Origin of the sequence: Mucilaginibacter tolerans (assembly GCF_030519375.1) — a bacterium.
Taxonomy (GTDB): domain Bacteria; phylum Bacteroidota; class Bacteroidia; order Sphingobacteriales; family Sphingobacteriaceae; genus Mucilaginibacter.
In genome coordinates this window covers 14,260-28,238 of record NZ_JAUMKB010000007.1, presented here as the reverse complement: position 1 = coordinate 28,238, position 13,979 = coordinate 14,260, and the positions used below count along the sequence as shown (strand labels likewise).

Genomic DNA, 13,979 nt, shown 5'->3' with positions numbered 1-13,979 from the left:
TAAACGGGTATCTGTATGAAAAAAGTAAAATGGTTTGAGCGCAGTTTCGATTTCAGCAAGGAGCAAAATATCTTCCCGTCAATCATTGAACGCCTTAAAGGAACACCAGCACGGCTGGAAGAAAAATTCAAATCCATCCCTGCTGAAATATTGGGAACCAAGATTGACAACACCTGGTCGATCAAGGAAAATGTCGGTCATCTAGTTGACCTTGAGCCATTATGGCAGGGGCGGATGGAAGATATAAAAAATGGAGAGATCGAAATGCGGCCGACTGACCTTGCAAACCGTAAAACGGATGAAGCCAATCATAATGCACGGCCGATTGAGAAATTATTGAGTGATTTCAGGGCGATAAGAGAACAAACCATTAGCCTTATTGATAACCTGGACGAGGAAACCATATTTAAGTCAGCATTACATCCCAGATTAAAAACGCCTATGCGTACAATGGACCTGTTTTTATTCGTGGCCGAACATGATGATCATCATTTGGCAAGGATAACGGAATTGATAAAACTTTTGAATTAAGGTTGAAGGGAATTATACGCTTCTACTGCTTCTTCGAGCTCCTTATACCATTCCTCGCCATATTTGCGGATAAGCGGTTCTTTCAGGAATTCATGTACATGGACTTTTAATTCATTACCAAACGAACATGCCGGACTGCATATACTCCAGCGATCGTAGTTCAGTACTTCAAATTCAGGGTATTTGGTAATGCGGATGGGGTATAAATGACAGGAAAGTGGCTTTTTCCAGCTGATAGCGCCAGACTCATAAGCCTTCTCTATGGCACATTTGGTAATACCATTCTCCCAGGTCACATAAGCGCATTCTTTATTGGTGTCGACACATGGGGTGGTATAATCGCCTTCAAAATCGGTTACATAAGTTCCGGTCTCTTCAACGGTGGCGATGCCTTTGGCCGTCATGAAAGGTTTTACCTTCGGATAGATCTCATCCAGGATATGCAGTTCGTCATGATTCAAAGGCGCGCCTGAATCTCCTTCCAAACAACAAGCGCCCTTGCATTTGTTAAGATTGCAGACAAAATTCTCCTTAACTACATCCTCATGCACCAAAACATTGCCGACCTCTATCATAAATTCTAAATTCTAAAACCTAAATGTTGACTTACCAAACACCTGATCCCTGATTAACTGGTCTCTAACCACCAACACTAATCCGTCTCCTTACTCACCGGGTTTAGCGGATACTTCAGCCCTGCGGCAGAAGTAAGCTCCATCGTCAGGCTGCCTACGATCACTTCCACATGAGCTTTCACCGGTATCCGGTTGTTGTCATCCGTTATCCAAAGATACAGTTTGCTGTCCTTTCTGAAAATTCGTCCGGGAATAATAGTCGGGTTAAATTTCAAACAGTTAAAGGTGCCCATCGAGCACTTTATCCTTTCTTTGCCCGCATAGGTAATATTCATGGTATGTATGCCATCTTCCAGGAAATATTCCAGGTCAAGTTTTTGTCCTATATGTAACTTGGATACGTCAAGGCAACGTGCAAAGTAATAAGCTGAAACAAAATCAAACACCTGGTTACCTTTATATGGAAAAGTACCTTTGGCCGCTGTGATAGTCTTTCTTTCTTGATCAAAAGTTACCTTGTCGGTATGCTTATAGCTCGATTCGCGCCTGTTCTCTGCATAAAAGTAAGGCAATAAGGTACTTTTGTCTATATAGCTTTCATAACGGTTGCGCACCTTATAAAAGATATCAAAAGTGCCCGCAGTCTTACCTTCGGCGATAATATGAAAAGTAGGTTTGTTATCGAACTGAGTTGGACTGTCTTCCACCCGAATATTCGCTTCAGCCGCTGTAAAAAAGCCATATTTCATTTTATAGCTTAGTTTCTCCCCTGCTTTAAAAGCGACTTCGCTGGTTTTATTTAGGTCCTGGGCAAAAAGATTTTGAAGGCTGCAGCATGCCAGAATCAACACAAAGTATTTCCTCATTCGCTGCTTTTAAAAAAGAAGTTCATTTTAGTCTTTTCGTTTATAGATCGGTACGGTTGAACACGGTTCACCAAACATAATGCTTTTTGCAACCGGAGTCAGCTTTTTTGTTAATTCAACGTAAGCTGACACAGGAACATCTGTATCCCCGCATCCCTTAATAACGATACGCTGGTCACGATATTGCTCAACATCAAACCCGGCCATGGATTTCTCAAACAGCACAGTTTCCAAAACTGCAGCATCGCCAAACACCACCTCGCGGGCATAAGGTGCCATACGGTTAGCGATCAGCATATAAGCCCATGCGGGCACAATAGCATCTGCAGTGCAGGTAATAGCTACGTTTTTGCCAGTATATTGGGTCCAATCGTGGTTTTTCACAAACTCTCTGAAATCCTTTTCTTTAAGGATCAACTCCATATACAGGTTATCCTTAATATCATACACCACCCTGTCGCCCTGCGGATAAAAAGAAGCAGGATCAAGGGTTACCAAACCACTTTGCGCTACTTTATTTACTATGTTTTCCTGTATGTCCATCGTCTTACAAATAAAAAAACCGGAACAGCTAAGCCATCCCGGTTACAAATTTACTTTAAAATCTCTTACATGAACTTGGCACGGTAATCTTTTACATTCGCCTTATCTTTCAGCGCTTCAAATACCTGTCCTTGTGAGCGCTGTAATAATGATTGAGCTATCTGTTCTCTTTCTCTGATCGCGTTGGCAAGCGGTGCAGGATTGATAAAGTTATCCAATACCACTACGTAAACGCCATGCTGACCTTCGATCGGTTTTGACAACTTGTTTGGCTGCGAACCAAATACAGTGCCAATTACTTTATATTCCAATGACAGTCCAGGAATTACCGGGTTAGCGAACACTACGTTCTGAACCGGAACCACTTTAGTACCTGCTTTCTGGGCAACCTGGTCTATGCTTGAGCCACCGCTTAATTTTTCAATTAATTGTTTAGCTTTTACATGGTTGCGCACAGCTGGTTCAATTTGTTTTTTAACCAGATCAAGTGACAATGTTCCTTTTGGTTTTATGGCTGTCAGGATTGGAATCACATACTGATCGCCTATCACATACACCTGATCTCCAAAATCGCCTGTTTTAGCTTTAAATGCCCATCTTACTACTTCGCGGGTGTTTTCAAGTCCCGGCAAGGTTGATGCCAGTGCATTCACATCAGGGGCTGTTTTTTTAACCAGCCCTGCCTTTTTTGCCTCTGCATCAAAATTATCTTTTGTCAGAGCAGCTAAAAACGCTTGTGCTTTGCTATAAGCAACAGACTGTGTTTTAGCGCTCGCTGTTATCGGTTTATCCACTACGGCAACTTTTACAACCGGTGAAGAGCCTTTTTGATCTTCGATTTGTACCAGGTGTACACCATATTGAGAGGTTACTATTTTCAGGTCGCCTTTTTTGCTATTGAAAACAGCATCTTCAAACGCAGGTACCATTGCACCACGTCCAAAAGTACCTAAATCGCCACCCTTTTCGCCCGAGCTTTTATCAATGGAGTACATTTTAGCCAGATCAGCAAATGACTTACCGCCTTCGATCAATTTCTTTAATGAATCGGCTTGTGCAAGCGCTTTCTTCTCGCCTATTCTGCTTGCGTCGATCAGGATATGGCGTGCTTTAACTGAATCAGGGCTCACACGAGAGTCAACCAGCTTGGCAAGTTTGTAACTTCCCTGCGAAAAATAAGGTCCATATACAAATCCTTTTGCCGCGCCAAACATCACAGTATCCAGTTTAGGGTCACCTAACTGGCCTTTACGTTTGTAAGCAATTGGCGTTTTGGTTTCCGCATTAACCTGCACAAAAAGCGAATCATTGGTGCTGCTTTTAAATGATGGAAGCAATTTTTCAACCTGATCTTTTATAGCAGTTGAATCCTCTTTAGAAGGAGCAGCGTTGAAACTAACATAATCAAAACTCCTCAGCTCCTGTTTATTATTAAATTCCGACAAGTGCTCATCGTAATAAGTCTTATAGTCGTCATCGGTCAGGGTTACCTTATTGTCAGGAATAGAAGCATAATCAAGTGTTGCATATTTAAAGTTTGACAACTTGTTTTTTGCTTCGTAATCATCCTTAGCATCCAGGGCATTTACATAAAGGCCATTAGTCACCAGGGTAGTATATTTCTGAGCGAGCTTATTCTCAGTTAATTGTTGAATAAACTGTTTCCACTGTACACGGATATCAGCATCTGGTTTGGAAGCATTCAAGTTCGCTTTAAAGTTATTCAGCTTAGCCTGATCTACTTTACCGGTAGCAGGATCACCAAAATACTGTACAACCTGCGGGTCAGGATTGTTACCATTGATCATCGCAGCTCCTTCGTCACTGCTTACTACGATGCCAAGTTTTTCTATCTCTTTATTAAGAATAGCCTGGCTAACTTCCTGATTCCATACATTTTCCTGTATGTAAGCAGTGAATTGAGCATTCAGATTCGCCTGGCCCGACTGCTGCTTAAATTGTGCCTCGCTCGCTTCAAGGCGCTTAGAGTACTCGTCGTACGCTATTTTTTCACCGGCAACTTCACCCAGCGTGTTACGGTCACTGCCAAAAATAGAATTCCCCTGCCGGATCGCTTCCTCCCCTACGAACGCCAAAAGTGCAAAGCCGATGCCAAAAGCAACGATTCTGCCCATGCGTTCGCGCAAATAAGTCATTATACCCATATATTCTTATCTATAATAATATTTCTAATTATTCAAAAGAGCGCGCAAGATACAACTTTTAGCAAAAAAATAAACAGAAATTTTAGCCTCTCCTAATCCTCTCCACCGGGGAAGACTTTTTTGTTTCCATTTTGACAATCAATGCCGTATGAAAATCCCTCTCCTTTGGGGACGGCAGGGTGAGGCTTATTGGCCAATGTCCTGACTATTAACATGAATAATTCCCTTACCCTGTTCCATCGTCCAGTGATTAAAGTTCTCGTCGCTGATAAAGCTTGTACCATCTGTTATACTGCCATCAGCGAGTTTTACATGAACGGCCTGATTTGAATGTATTTGTTTGGTGGTTTGATCCCATATCAGCTCTTCCGAGCTGAAGGTGTCGCCTTTTGCATTGGTGCCAACGACATTTTTGTGCAACTCTATCAGCTTTTCCTTTTCCCGGTATATGCCCTGCTCAGCCTTTATCGTGCTTGATTCCTGCAAATTATTATCATAAAAAATAACTTTTACACCTTTAGGCATTTCGGTATAAGGGTTCTTCACTTTGTAATTGATCATTAAGGGCGCAGTCATATGTGCCTTAACTTTAGCTGAGTCGCTATAGATCACATCCACATCGGTATATTTTTCGATCGGTTTATTTACTTCAGCAGCGGATATTTTTTGAATATCCTTCAGATCGTTCTCGCAACCCGTTAAAAGAGCCACTCCAGCAATTATAACCGGCAAAAATAAATTGAATATCTGTTTTGCCCTCATCATGCCCAGGCTTATTCGAATTTAAACCGCTGGAACCATCTATCGTTAAGTGTGAAGCCCAGGTGCAGGTTGACATAATTTTCTTTAATCAGGCCATTAGTCAATTGTCCACGCTGGCCTATTTCAGCTGAGAAGTTTACCTTATAAAATGCTGTCGTAGCGCGGTCATGCGGCAGTGGAATACCCAAACCGAAAGTTACAGCGTATCTTTTTATGTTGGCCCCGCTTACATTCAAAGCAGCTTGCCCTAAATAAGTTTGTTCATAAAGGAAACCCAAACGATAATCAATCAATGCAAAGTAGTTGTTCAGCGCGTTAACGTTAGGTGTCCATTGACCACCTACATTAAACATCTTACTGTCCTGCAAATTGGCGCTTGTACCTGCTATAGTAAGATCAGACCATTTTCCCATAGAGTAATCAGCTCCTACCAGGAATTTCCCTTCATACTGGTATACGATACCAAAACGGTTGATACGCGGCAGTTGTATTTTGCCGCTAGGGTTTTGATCATTAACCAGTGTATCCAAGGCGTTGCTTTCATTTCCACTGGCATCGCGGGTATATTGACTTACTATGTATGCATTATTTACCTTAAGCTTGCTACCCACTGAGGCTGAATAGCCCAGGGTAAGGTGTTTTGTTTCGGAAAAGTCAAAAGTATATTGCGCGCCATAATCAAAATTTACTCCCTTAACATGATTGTCTTGTTCTGCCCGTGAATCAAGTACCCCATAAAGTGATGGCACTTCTGTTGATTGATATTGCTTTAAACTACCAAAAATGTATGAAAAGTTAGCACCCACCATTAAGTGCTTAAACAACGTAATACCATATCCAAAATAGGCTTTTGACAAACTTCCCTCGCCCGAATAGATGTAGTTGACGGCGTTTGTATCCACAGATGCTCCAGTTCCAAAGTTGGTTTTAGAAGTTTTATAATTATATCCAAGCTGACTGTAAGGCATCAGGCCGAAACTCAAAGCTGAACTTTTAGTAACCGGCATTGCAAACAAGAGATGGCTTAACCGAGCATTAGTATTTCTTTGGTCTGCATTGCCAACCTTACTAAAGGTAGTTATATCGGCTGCGGCACCAATGTCAATTGTAGTTAAATTTATTCTTCCGTATGAGGCAGGGTTAATCACGTTAATACTGTTATATCCGCCAATAATGTTGGTGGCAGTAGCTATGCCACCCATGCCTATATTTTGTGGCAATAACTGGTTGTTTATATCGCCTAATCCATAGCGCGAGTAAGGAGAACTTGTGGTTGCGGTTGATTGCGCACTTGCATTCAATACAATAACAGCAAATAGAAATGTAAAAAGTAACCTGGTAAATTTAATCATTGTTGTTTTGTATAGCTGCATTTAATCCTTCAAGAACCAAGTAAGGCTCATTTTTAATATAGGGGGCAAAGATGCTATTTTTCAATAGAGTATCAAAAAAATAACCGTCGCCTCCGGTTAGTATCACGTTCAGTTCCGGCTCTATTTTTCTGTAGCTCTCAATAAAGCCGGATAGTTCATATTTAAGTCCGTTCTGCACTCCCGATTTTATAGCCGATACCGTATCATCTCCATAGTAATTGTCAAATTGAGCATCCGTTACAATCAGAGGCAGCTTACCGGTATAATAATTCAATGCTTTATAACGCATATTCAGGCCCGGCGATATGCTACCTCCAAAATAATTCCCTTTGGCGTCCACCCAATCGTAAGTGATAGTTGTACCTGCATCGATTACCAAGCTGCCTTTGCCAGGATACAATTTTTTTGCACCGATAACAGCTGCCAAACGATCCGGACCAAGTGTATGAGGGGTTTTGTATTGGTTACGTATACCGGCTGTCATTCCCACAGTAAAATATTGTACACTGACACTGTTTTCTAATGCCGTGTGCCAGCTTTCAGGTTCTTTTCTTACAGATGAGATGATGGCTTTATTTACCTGGTATCGATCAGTTATATTCAAAATGGCTTCTGCATCCAGAGATGAATAACTTGTGGTATACAGTAATTCATCCTGTGTGAAAACTGCAATTTTTATCAGAGTGTTACCAATATCAATAACCAGGTTGGCCATCAGGCTTTAACCAAAGATAATATCGATTCAAAAATCGCAAGTCCATCCTGGTTGGCCAAAATGCTGTCAGCTGCACGTTCAGGGTGCGGCATAATACCGAACACATTTCGGCCGGCATTACATACGCCTGCAATATTTTCTAACGAACCATTAGGGTTAGCTTCCGGAACAATATTACCCGCCTCATCACAGTATCTGAACAGTACCTGGTCGTTATCATTTAATGCCTTCAACACATCAGGCTCTGCAAAATAATTGCCTTCACCGTGTGCAATAGGTATTTTTAATGCACGCTGCAGATCTATATTAGCTGTGAGCAACGAGTTATTAGTTTGCGCAACCATATAAATATTGCTGCAATTAAACTTCCTGTTGTTATTGTGCAGCAATGCGCCGGGCAGCATACCTGCCTCTGTCAGTATCTGGAAACCGTTGCAAACACCCCACACATAGCCACCTTTAGCTGCAAACTGTATCACTTCCTGCATAATTGGAGAAAAACGTGCTATTGCGCCTGAACGCAAATAATCGCCAAATGAAAAACCACCCGGCAGCACGATAAAATCGCAGCCCTGCAAATCGTGGTCTTTATGCCACAGGCGTACAACCTGCTGGCCCATAATTTTTTCTAATACGTAGATGATATCTTCATCACAATTAGAACCCGGAAATATAACAACTCCAAACTTCATGCTACAAAACTAATATAACCCGCGAAATTTGAACGAATGTAAAAGTTAAAAAGTGTTAAACTGGAAGTAAATAATGCTGGCAAGCAGCAAAATATACAAGCTTTCGTAAAACCAGCGGGTACTGGCATACAAAAAATAATAGGCTACAAATATGCATCCGGGCACAGCGCACATTAAGAAGTGGTCGACGTGAAAATCCGCGCGGATATAGAATGAGAACGCAGTTATCAGGAACACAAAGAACAGTAATTGAATAGATTTGCGTATATGCACATAACTCTTATAAAAGTTTTGCTGCAACCTTAAGGCTGACAATATCAACACAATGATAACCGGTATAAGTACCAGGTAATTATAATAGTTGATATTGAAATGAACCTGGAATTTATTGCCAAGTGGACGCCATATCTCGAAAAAGTCACTTAACTTATCATTCAGGTAATAGAATACTGCCAAAAAAAAGAAAATGGTAATAAAGCCAATGATCCCGGCAATCCATTCGCGCCAATCGAATGGCCTGAAAATAGCCAAACCAATCCAGATGACCAGAAATGTATAAATAAATGGGAGGTAGATCATAGTGCCTACCGCTACAATCATACCGAGATCGTAGCAGATAGATTTGGATTCGTCTCCTTTGTAAAGATTGAGCAGCTTATATAGCATCCATATCAGCAGGAAATTGCACACCAAAGGAGGGCTGAGCATAAGGAACGGAACCAGCAAGCTCGACAAGGTGACATACATAAATGCGGGTAGAAAGGTTGATTTCCCTAACAGGTTATGTTCGTTCGCTAATAGATTGATCAGTATGCCCTGGATAAATACCATTAAGCTGGCAGCAAATAAATTAACTACAGGAGGTATGGTGGTTTGATAGGATACCGGTAATAATAACCGCGAGAAAAGCTCACTGAACGGGAATCCCGTCTTATCAGGAAGCTGAAAAGCAAACCCAATACGCATTATGAACAGGAAAACTGCCAGCCAGACAATATTTACCGGACTAAAAGATCTGAACAGCCTGATCATGCAAAGGGGGATTTCAAGGCAATTATAACAGAAAAACTCTTTAGGTTTGTTATCGGACCTATAAAAGATGTCATTTAAGTCAAATTAACCTATGTGACAGACAGGTATATTTAAAAGCTTCCTATTTAAAGAATATTAAAACACTCTTCCCTCTGTCGTGTTATTTCAAAAAACAAAGCAATAATTAACCAATATTTTATGCATTTAACTTTTAACTAATGCATAGATGGTTTAACAGTACCCCTACCTATGACAGGCCCACTCAATATATACGTGGTCATTGTTACATACAATGGCATGAAATGGATCGATAAATGTTTACATCATGTTCTGCTGTCAGACATACCCGTAAAGGTCATGCTAATTGATAATTGTTCAACAGACGGAACGGCAGCGTTTGTTAAAAAAAAATACCCACAAATTGATATTATAGAAACAGGCGAAAACCTGGGATTTGGAGGTGCAAATAACATTTGCATTAAAAAAGCACTCAGGGAAGATGCTGACTTCGTGTTTTTACTAAACCAGGATGGTTATCTTGAAAAAGATGCCTTAAGAAAACTGGTTGAGTTCCAAATGAGTCATCCGGAATACGGAGTATTGAGTCCGCAACAAAAGAACGGAAATGGCTCAGGATTAGATGAGAAATTCAGGACAATTGTTTTGGGTCAGTGCGTTACTAATTCATTTGAAGATTTGGGCAGAACCATCTATGACGTGACCTTTGTGATGGGGGCATTTTGGCTGATATCGGCAGCATGCTTAAAAAAAGTGGGGCTATTTGATTCCATTTTTTATCATTATGGAGAAGATAGTGACTATTTGAGCAGGGTTCGTTTCCATGGGTTCAAAATTGGCATAGTAATGGATTCCGTTGGCTACCACGACCGCCAGGAAAGGGTGGTGCCGGAAATGCAGCAACTGAAATCTTTTTATGCGTCACAAATGGCTTCGTTAACCAATATCAATCGATCAATGGCATTCTGCCTGGGAAAGGTCTCTTACTTCTACCTTAAATTTTCGATCGGGTACCTATCCAAATTAAAATTCAATCTTTTAAAAGAGAATACGCGGCACTACTTCAGTCTGCTTTCTAAAACGGGTCAAATATTAAAATCACGGAATCAGAATAAACAATCAGAAGCCTGGCATTTTATGGATGCCTGATCAAGCTTTCGCATACTGCTTTATCATATTATCGATGATCTGAGCAGTTTCGTCGGGAAAATCAACATCAATAGCTTTACCATTTTGAATCCATTGATTGAGTTGAGGAACAAAGTCATCATCTATTGTATGGATAACCGGAACGCTTAATTTGGAAGCGGCTAAAGCATTGCATCGCTGTTCATATTGCCCGCTCATCGGGATCATCATCACCTTCTTCTTCAGAAACATCGCCTCGGCTGGTCCTTCAAACCCACCGCCTGTCAGTAAGCCTTCACAACTGGCCATGCTCTTATTGAAAGCCTCATTGTTTACCGGCGATATCAGAATGTTCCCTTCCCGGTACTGGGTTTTCTGGCGCTTGGAAAATATCTCCCATTGCACATCCTTCACCTGACCCAGGTATTTTACCAATATCTTATCGTCATACGCAGGCAAATAAACCGTATAGTGCCCCAGATCGGTTGGTTCCAGTTTTCGGATATCACTTCTTATTACCGGAGTATGGATAAAATCATCATACCTTTCAAAATGAAAGCCGATGTGATGGGTTGTTGGCGAATAGTATTTAAAAAGCCATTCAGCATAATTCCATTTTGCCGGACGCGGGGTATTGGGTGAAACGAACGAGCATTGATGACTTAGAGAAACAGACTCTAATTTTTGTATGCGGCACGCCCAGGCGCTTACCGGTTCAAAATCATTGATGATGAGATCGTATTGCGCTAACGGAAGATGATGTACGTCGTGCCACAATTGCCGCAGGTCCATCAGTTTAAAAGTGGCCCATTTATCAACTCCGCCTTTTGTACCAAATACGAAACTAAAACCATGCAGACGATATTTTAACGGCTGTGACAGAGATACCTCTGCTTCGGTACCACTCACCAGCAAATCAAGTTCGCCATATTGCTGTAATAAGGGAACTATTTCACGTGCGCGACTGATATGCCCGTTGCCCGTTCCTTGAATGGCGTAGAGTATTTTCATTTTTCATTTGGAAGCCTGCAAGGGGCTATTGTTACAATTTTGCTCAATAATCTTGCAATAAAACTGCAAGCAAGTTAACAAAGAAAGGAGTGTCTTAAAACAGAAAAAGGTTGAACTCAAATTCCAACCCTCCAACTTTAAAACCATTTCAACAAAGATCAGTAAGCTTCCTGCTTAAAACGTTCCAATAAAACACGTACATCCAGTTTGGCATCCAGATCTTCTGCGTCAATTTTATCCTCATCGTCGTGGTCACTTTTGAAATCGGCAGGATTATATTTGAATATTGTCCACTCGCGGTTATTGTACTCCAGCGCGGTTAAACTCTCCACCCAATCGCCCGAATTAAGATAAGTTACTGAACCCGGTTTATCCGAAGATTTGATTTCCCGGATCTCGGAATGATGAATATGACCGCAAATCACATATTGGTAGCCTTTTTCGACTGCCAGATCAGCAGCAGTTTGTTCAAATTGATTAATGAACTTAACAGCGTCCTTGAATTTAGCCTTTATTTTTTGCGAAAAACTCATTTTCTCGCGGCCAAGTTTAGTCAGCATCCAGTTGGTGAAACTATTAAGCAGGATTAATGAATCGTATCCAACTGCGCCCAGTTTGGCCAGCCATTTAGAATGTTGCATGGTCACGTCGAATACGTCACCGTGAAAAATCCATGCCTTTTTACCGTCGATGGTTAAAACGACTTTATTTTTTAGCGCCAATGACCCCAGGTTAAAATCGGCAAATTTGCGAAGCATCTCATCGTGGTTCCCTGTAAGATAATATACCGGCACCCCGTCGGTCACAAATTTTAAAATACGGCGCACCACTTTCATGTGTGCCTCAGGCCAATACGATTTGCTAAACTGCCAGATATCGATGATATCGCCGTTCAGAATCAGCATTTTGGGCTTTATGCTCTTTAAATACCTGAGGAGTTCTTTAGCGTGGCAGCCATAAGTGCCCAAATGCACATCGGAAATAACTACTATATCTACTTCGCGTTTTGCCATTAAAATTGAGGGGATAATTTGCCGTCCGGTCGTTTTCGCCGGTGAATGATAGATTGGATTTTATGACGATTATTCGTCGTCATCATCTTCATTAACTCTTAATTCATAGGGGCTTACATAGAACATACCTACCAATAAAAGCAACCCTACAACAATCAGATATGCATACTCGAAATTCATACTGGTGTTATTTAACAAATGTCAGCAATTCAAATTATCTGAATATTAAGACTCTGTTAAATAAAAAAGGTTTCATCGGCCGTGCAACTTTTTTTCAACACGTTCAAGCTGCTTTAAATGATGCCTGGAGTGCATCAGGACAAATTTAAACCATTGCCGCGCATTGAGCATCCCCAAAAGGCCATGCTTAACCCTGCAATATTCAGATGAATCCCGGATAAATGGTGTTAATTCATTGATACGCTGCCGGCATTTTATCAGCATATTTCTTGCCTCTTCTTTACTGATCTTCCTGGCTGGTATGCTGGCTTCAAGCTTTTCCGGAACTTTTGTCTTCCATGGCGGCAGGCTGCCAAACAAGAATACCAGCAAGCCTAACATATTTCTTCCGGTCGAACTAGGCCTGCCATTTTTAATGCATTTCTCAAGGGCGATCATTGCTCCCAGATCCGCCTGTAAAATGTGCGAATAGACCTCGGCATAAGACCAGCCGCCACCAGGAGGCGTTTCTGTAAAAAGATCATCGCGAATAGTGTCCAGCCGGCTGCGGTAGATATCCAATACTTCTTCGATTTTTTTACGGGTCTCTCCGATGTTCATGTTAAACCTTACAGCAATAAAGTTAGTTCTTTTAAATGATTGATCTGAACAGGCACATCGGCCGGTTTGTCCAACCCAGCAGGATTAAAATAAATAGCATCCATACCAAAGTTCAACGCACCATAAACATCGGCTTCTATACTATCGCCTATCATCAGACTTTCTTCTTTGGTGGTTTGTGCAAGTTTGACGGCGTGCTCAAAAATCGCCTTGTCCGGTTTATTTGCCCCTACAATTTCTGATATGATCACGTGCTGAAAATATCCGCCTAAATTGGTGTTGCTGATCTTAATTCCCTGCGACTCACTAAACCCATTCGAGATCAGATGTAGCTTGTACTTCGACTGCAGATATTGCAGTGTTTCATGCGCATCGGGGAAAAGGTTGGTTTTTGTAGGACATACGCGTACATAGTCATCCTCAAAACCTAACGGTATCACTTCAGGATGCATACCCAAATCCAGAAATGTTTTTTTGAAGCGAGCCTCACGTAATTGATCTTTGGTGATCTTCCCGGTATGATACTCGGCCCAAAGCAGGTGGTTATTGCGGGTATAAGTTTCAATAAACAGATCGGCGGAATGCAGGCCCAGTTCCTTCAACCCGTAAATACCATATAGCTCATGTAGAGTTTCTTCGGCATTCTTATCAAAATCCCAGATGGTATGATCGAGGTCAAAGAAGATATGTTTGTATTTTATTTCGGATTTCGAACTTGAGATTTCGGATTTATTAGCCATCGCAACAAAGCTACGGTCATCATTTCGAAATTTAA

The 13,979-nt window shown here is 41.3% G+C and carries 15 protein-coding genes; 2 read left to right on the top strand and 13 right to left on the bottom strand.

The window, feature by feature from the left end:
- The first annotated feature begins 15 nt into the window (after positions 1 to 15).
- On the top strand, positions 16 to 531 hold the full coding sequence (locus Q3A68_RS11425; RefSeq protein WP_302901218.1) for a DinB family protein: 516 nt from the start codon (positions 16 to 18) through the stop codon (positions 529 to 531).
- On the opposite strand, the gene Q3A68_RS11420 is transcribed toward Q3A68_RS11425, so the two are convergent.
- The 9 genes from Q3A68_RS11420 to Q3A68_RS11380 all read right to left on the bottom strand — a co-directional run bounded on the left by Q3A68_RS11420 (position 528) and on the right by Q3A68_RS11380 (position 9,254).
- A complete protein-coding gene (locus Q3A68_RS11420) occupies positions 528 to 1,106 on the bottom strand; it encodes a DUF3109 family protein (protein ID WP_302901217.1) in 579 nt (192 codons plus the stop codon). The two genes, Q3A68_RS11425 and Q3A68_RS11420, sit on opposite strands and share 4 nt — an antisense overlap.
- Positions 1,107 to 1,183: 77 nt before the next feature.
- The gene (locus Q3A68_RS11415) at positions 1,184 to 1,972 is read right to left on the bottom strand and encodes a DUF3108 domain-containing protein (protein WP_302901216.1); all 789 of its coding nucleotides are present in this window, start codon (positions 1,970 to 1,972) and stop codon (positions 1,184 to 1,186) included.
- 27 nt (positions 1,973 to 1,999) lie between these two features.
- A complete protein-coding gene (locus Q3A68_RS11410) occupies positions 2,000 to 2,515 on the bottom strand; it encodes a DUF2480 family protein (protein ID WP_302901215.1) in 516 nt (171 codons plus the stop codon).
- A gap of 65 nt (positions 2,516 to 2,580) precedes the next feature.
- Entirely contained in the window at positions 2,581 to 4,680 is a 2,100-nt protein-coding gene (locus Q3A68_RS11405; RefSeq protein ID WP_302901214.1) for a peptidylprolyl isomerase, read from the bottom strand.
- Positions 4,681 to 4,866: 186 nt separating this feature from the next.
- On the bottom strand, positions 4,867 to 5,445 hold the full coding sequence (gene lptC / locus Q3A68_RS11400) for an LPS export ABC transporter periplasmic protein LptC (RefSeq protein ID WP_302901213.1): 579 nt from the start codon (positions 5,443 to 5,445) through the stop codon (positions 4,867 to 4,869).
- Between the two features lie 8 nt (positions 5,446 to 5,453).
- Entirely contained in the window at positions 5,454 to 6,794 is a 1,341-nt protein-coding gene (bamG, locus tag Q3A68_RS11395) for a BamG family beta-barrel-assembly machinery protein (RefSeq protein WP_302901212.1), read from the bottom strand.
- Positions 6,787 to 7,530, bottom strand: a complete 744-nt coding sequence (locus Q3A68_RS11390) for a type III pantothenate kinase (protein WP_302901211.1) — start codon at positions 7,528 to 7,530, stop codon at positions 6,787 to 6,789. The genes bamG and Q3A68_RS11390 overlap by 8 nt, the downstream gene beginning before the upstream one ends.
- On the bottom strand, positions 7,530 to 8,222 hold the full coding sequence (gene purQ / locus Q3A68_RS11385) for a phosphoribosylformylglycinamidine synthase subunit PurQ (protein ID WP_302901210.1): 693 nt from the start codon (positions 8,220 to 8,222) through the stop codon (positions 7,530 to 7,532). The genes Q3A68_RS11390 and purQ overlap by 1 nt, the downstream gene beginning before the upstream one ends.
- A 45-nt stretch (positions 8,223 to 8,267) precedes the next feature.
- On the bottom strand, positions 8,268 to 9,254 hold the full coding sequence (locus Q3A68_RS11380) for a DUF6427 family protein (protein WP_302901209.1): 987 nt from the start codon (positions 9,252 to 9,254) through the stop codon (positions 8,268 to 8,270).
- A 249-nt stretch (positions 9,255 to 9,503) separates the two neighbouring features.
- On the opposite strand from Q3A68_RS11380, the gene Q3A68_RS11375 reads away from it, so the two are divergent.
- Positions 9,504 to 10,421, top strand: a complete 918-nt coding sequence (locus Q3A68_RS11375; protein WP_302901208.1) for a glycosyltransferase family 2 protein — start codon at positions 9,504 to 9,506, stop codon at positions 10,419 to 10,421.
- Here Q3A68_RS11375 and Q3A68_RS11370 read toward each other — a convergent pair whose 3' ends face one another.
- The 4 genes from Q3A68_RS11370 to Q3A68_RS11355 form a co-directional block, all read right to left on the bottom strand.
- Complete coding sequence (locus Q3A68_RS11370) at positions 10,422 to 11,411, bottom strand: glycosyltransferase family protein (protein ID WP_302901207.1); 990 nt, start codon at positions 11,409 to 11,411, stop codon at positions 10,422 to 10,424.
- Between the two features lie 158 nt (positions 11,412 to 11,569).
- Entirely contained in the window at positions 11,570 to 12,424 is an 855-nt protein-coding gene (locus Q3A68_RS11365) for a UDP-2,3-diacylglucosamine diphosphatase (RefSeq protein WP_302901206.1), read from the bottom strand.
- 252 nt (positions 12,425 to 12,676) lie between these two features.
- The gene (locus tag Q3A68_RS11360; RefSeq protein ID WP_302901205.1) at positions 12,677 to 13,204 is read right to left on the bottom strand and encodes a DinB family protein; all 528 of its coding nucleotides are present in this window, start codon (positions 13,202 to 13,204) and stop codon (positions 12,677 to 12,679) included.
- A gap of 8 nt (positions 13,205 to 13,212) precedes the next feature.
- Positions 13,213 to 13,944 (bottom strand): YjjG family noncanonical pyrimidine nucleotidase, encoded by a 732-nt coding sequence (locus Q3A68_RS11355; RefSeq protein WP_302901204.1) that lies wholly within the window; start codon positions 13,942 to 13,944, stop codon positions 13,213 to 13,215.
- Positions 13,945 to 13,979 lie beyond the last annotated feature (35 nt).

Coding starts and splice junctions, on each gene's coding strand:
- purQ (WP_302901210.1), bottom strand. CDS start 8,222: ATGAAGTTTGGAGTTGTTATATTTCCGGGTTCTAATTGTGATGAAGAT.
- Q3A68_RS11370 (WP_302901207.1), bottom strand. CDS start 11,411: ATGAAAATACTCTACGCCATTCAAGGAACGGGCAACGGGCATATCAGT.
- Q3A68_RS11410 (WP_302901215.1), bottom strand. CDS start 2,515: ATGGACATACAGGAAAACATAGTAAATAAAGTAGCGCAAAGTGGTTTG.
- Q3A68_RS11405 (WP_302901214.1), bottom strand. CDS start 4,680: ATGGGTATAATGACTTATTTGCGCGAACGCATGGGCAGAATCGTTGCT.
- lptC (WP_302901213.1), bottom strand. CDS start 5,445: ATGATGAGGGCAAAACAGATATTCAATTTATTTTTGCCGGTTATAATT.
- Q3A68_RS11365 (WP_302901206.1), bottom strand. CDS start 12,424: ATGGCAAAACGCGAAGTAGATATAGTAGTTATTTCCGATGTGCATTTG.
- Q3A68_RS11415 (WP_302901216.1), bottom strand. CDS start 1,972: ATGAGGAAATACTTTGTGTTGATTCTGGCATGCTGCAGCCTTCAAAAT.
- Q3A68_RS11380 (WP_302901209.1), bottom strand. CDS start 9,254: ATGATCAGGCTGTTCAGATCTTTTAGTCCGGTAAATATTGTCTGGCTG.
- Q3A68_RS11360 (WP_302901205.1), bottom strand. CDS start 13,204: ATGAACATCGGAGAGACCCGTAAAAAAATCGAAGAAGTATTGGATATC.
- Q3A68_RS11425 (WP_302901218.1), top strand. CDS start 16: ATGAAAAAAGTAAAATGGTTTGAGCGCAGTTTCGATTTCAGCAAGGAG.
- bamG (WP_302901212.1), bottom strand. CDS start 6,794: ATGATTAAATTTACCAGGTTACTTTTTACATTTCTATTTGCTGTTATT.
- Q3A68_RS11420 (WP_302901217.1), bottom strand. CDS start 1,106: ATGATAGAGGTCGGCAATGTTTTGGTGCATGAGGATGTAGTTAAGGAG.
- Q3A68_RS11375 (WP_302901208.1), top strand. CDS start 9,504: ATGACAGGCCCACTCAATATATACGTGGTCATTGTTACATACAATGGC.
- Q3A68_RS11390 (WP_302901211.1), bottom strand. CDS start 7,530: ATGGCCAACCTGGTTATTGATATTGGTAACACTCTGATAAAAATTGCA.
- Q3A68_RS11355 (WP_302901204.1), bottom strand. CDS start 13,944: ATGGCTAATAAATCCGAAATCTCAAGTTCGAAATCCGAAATAAAATAC.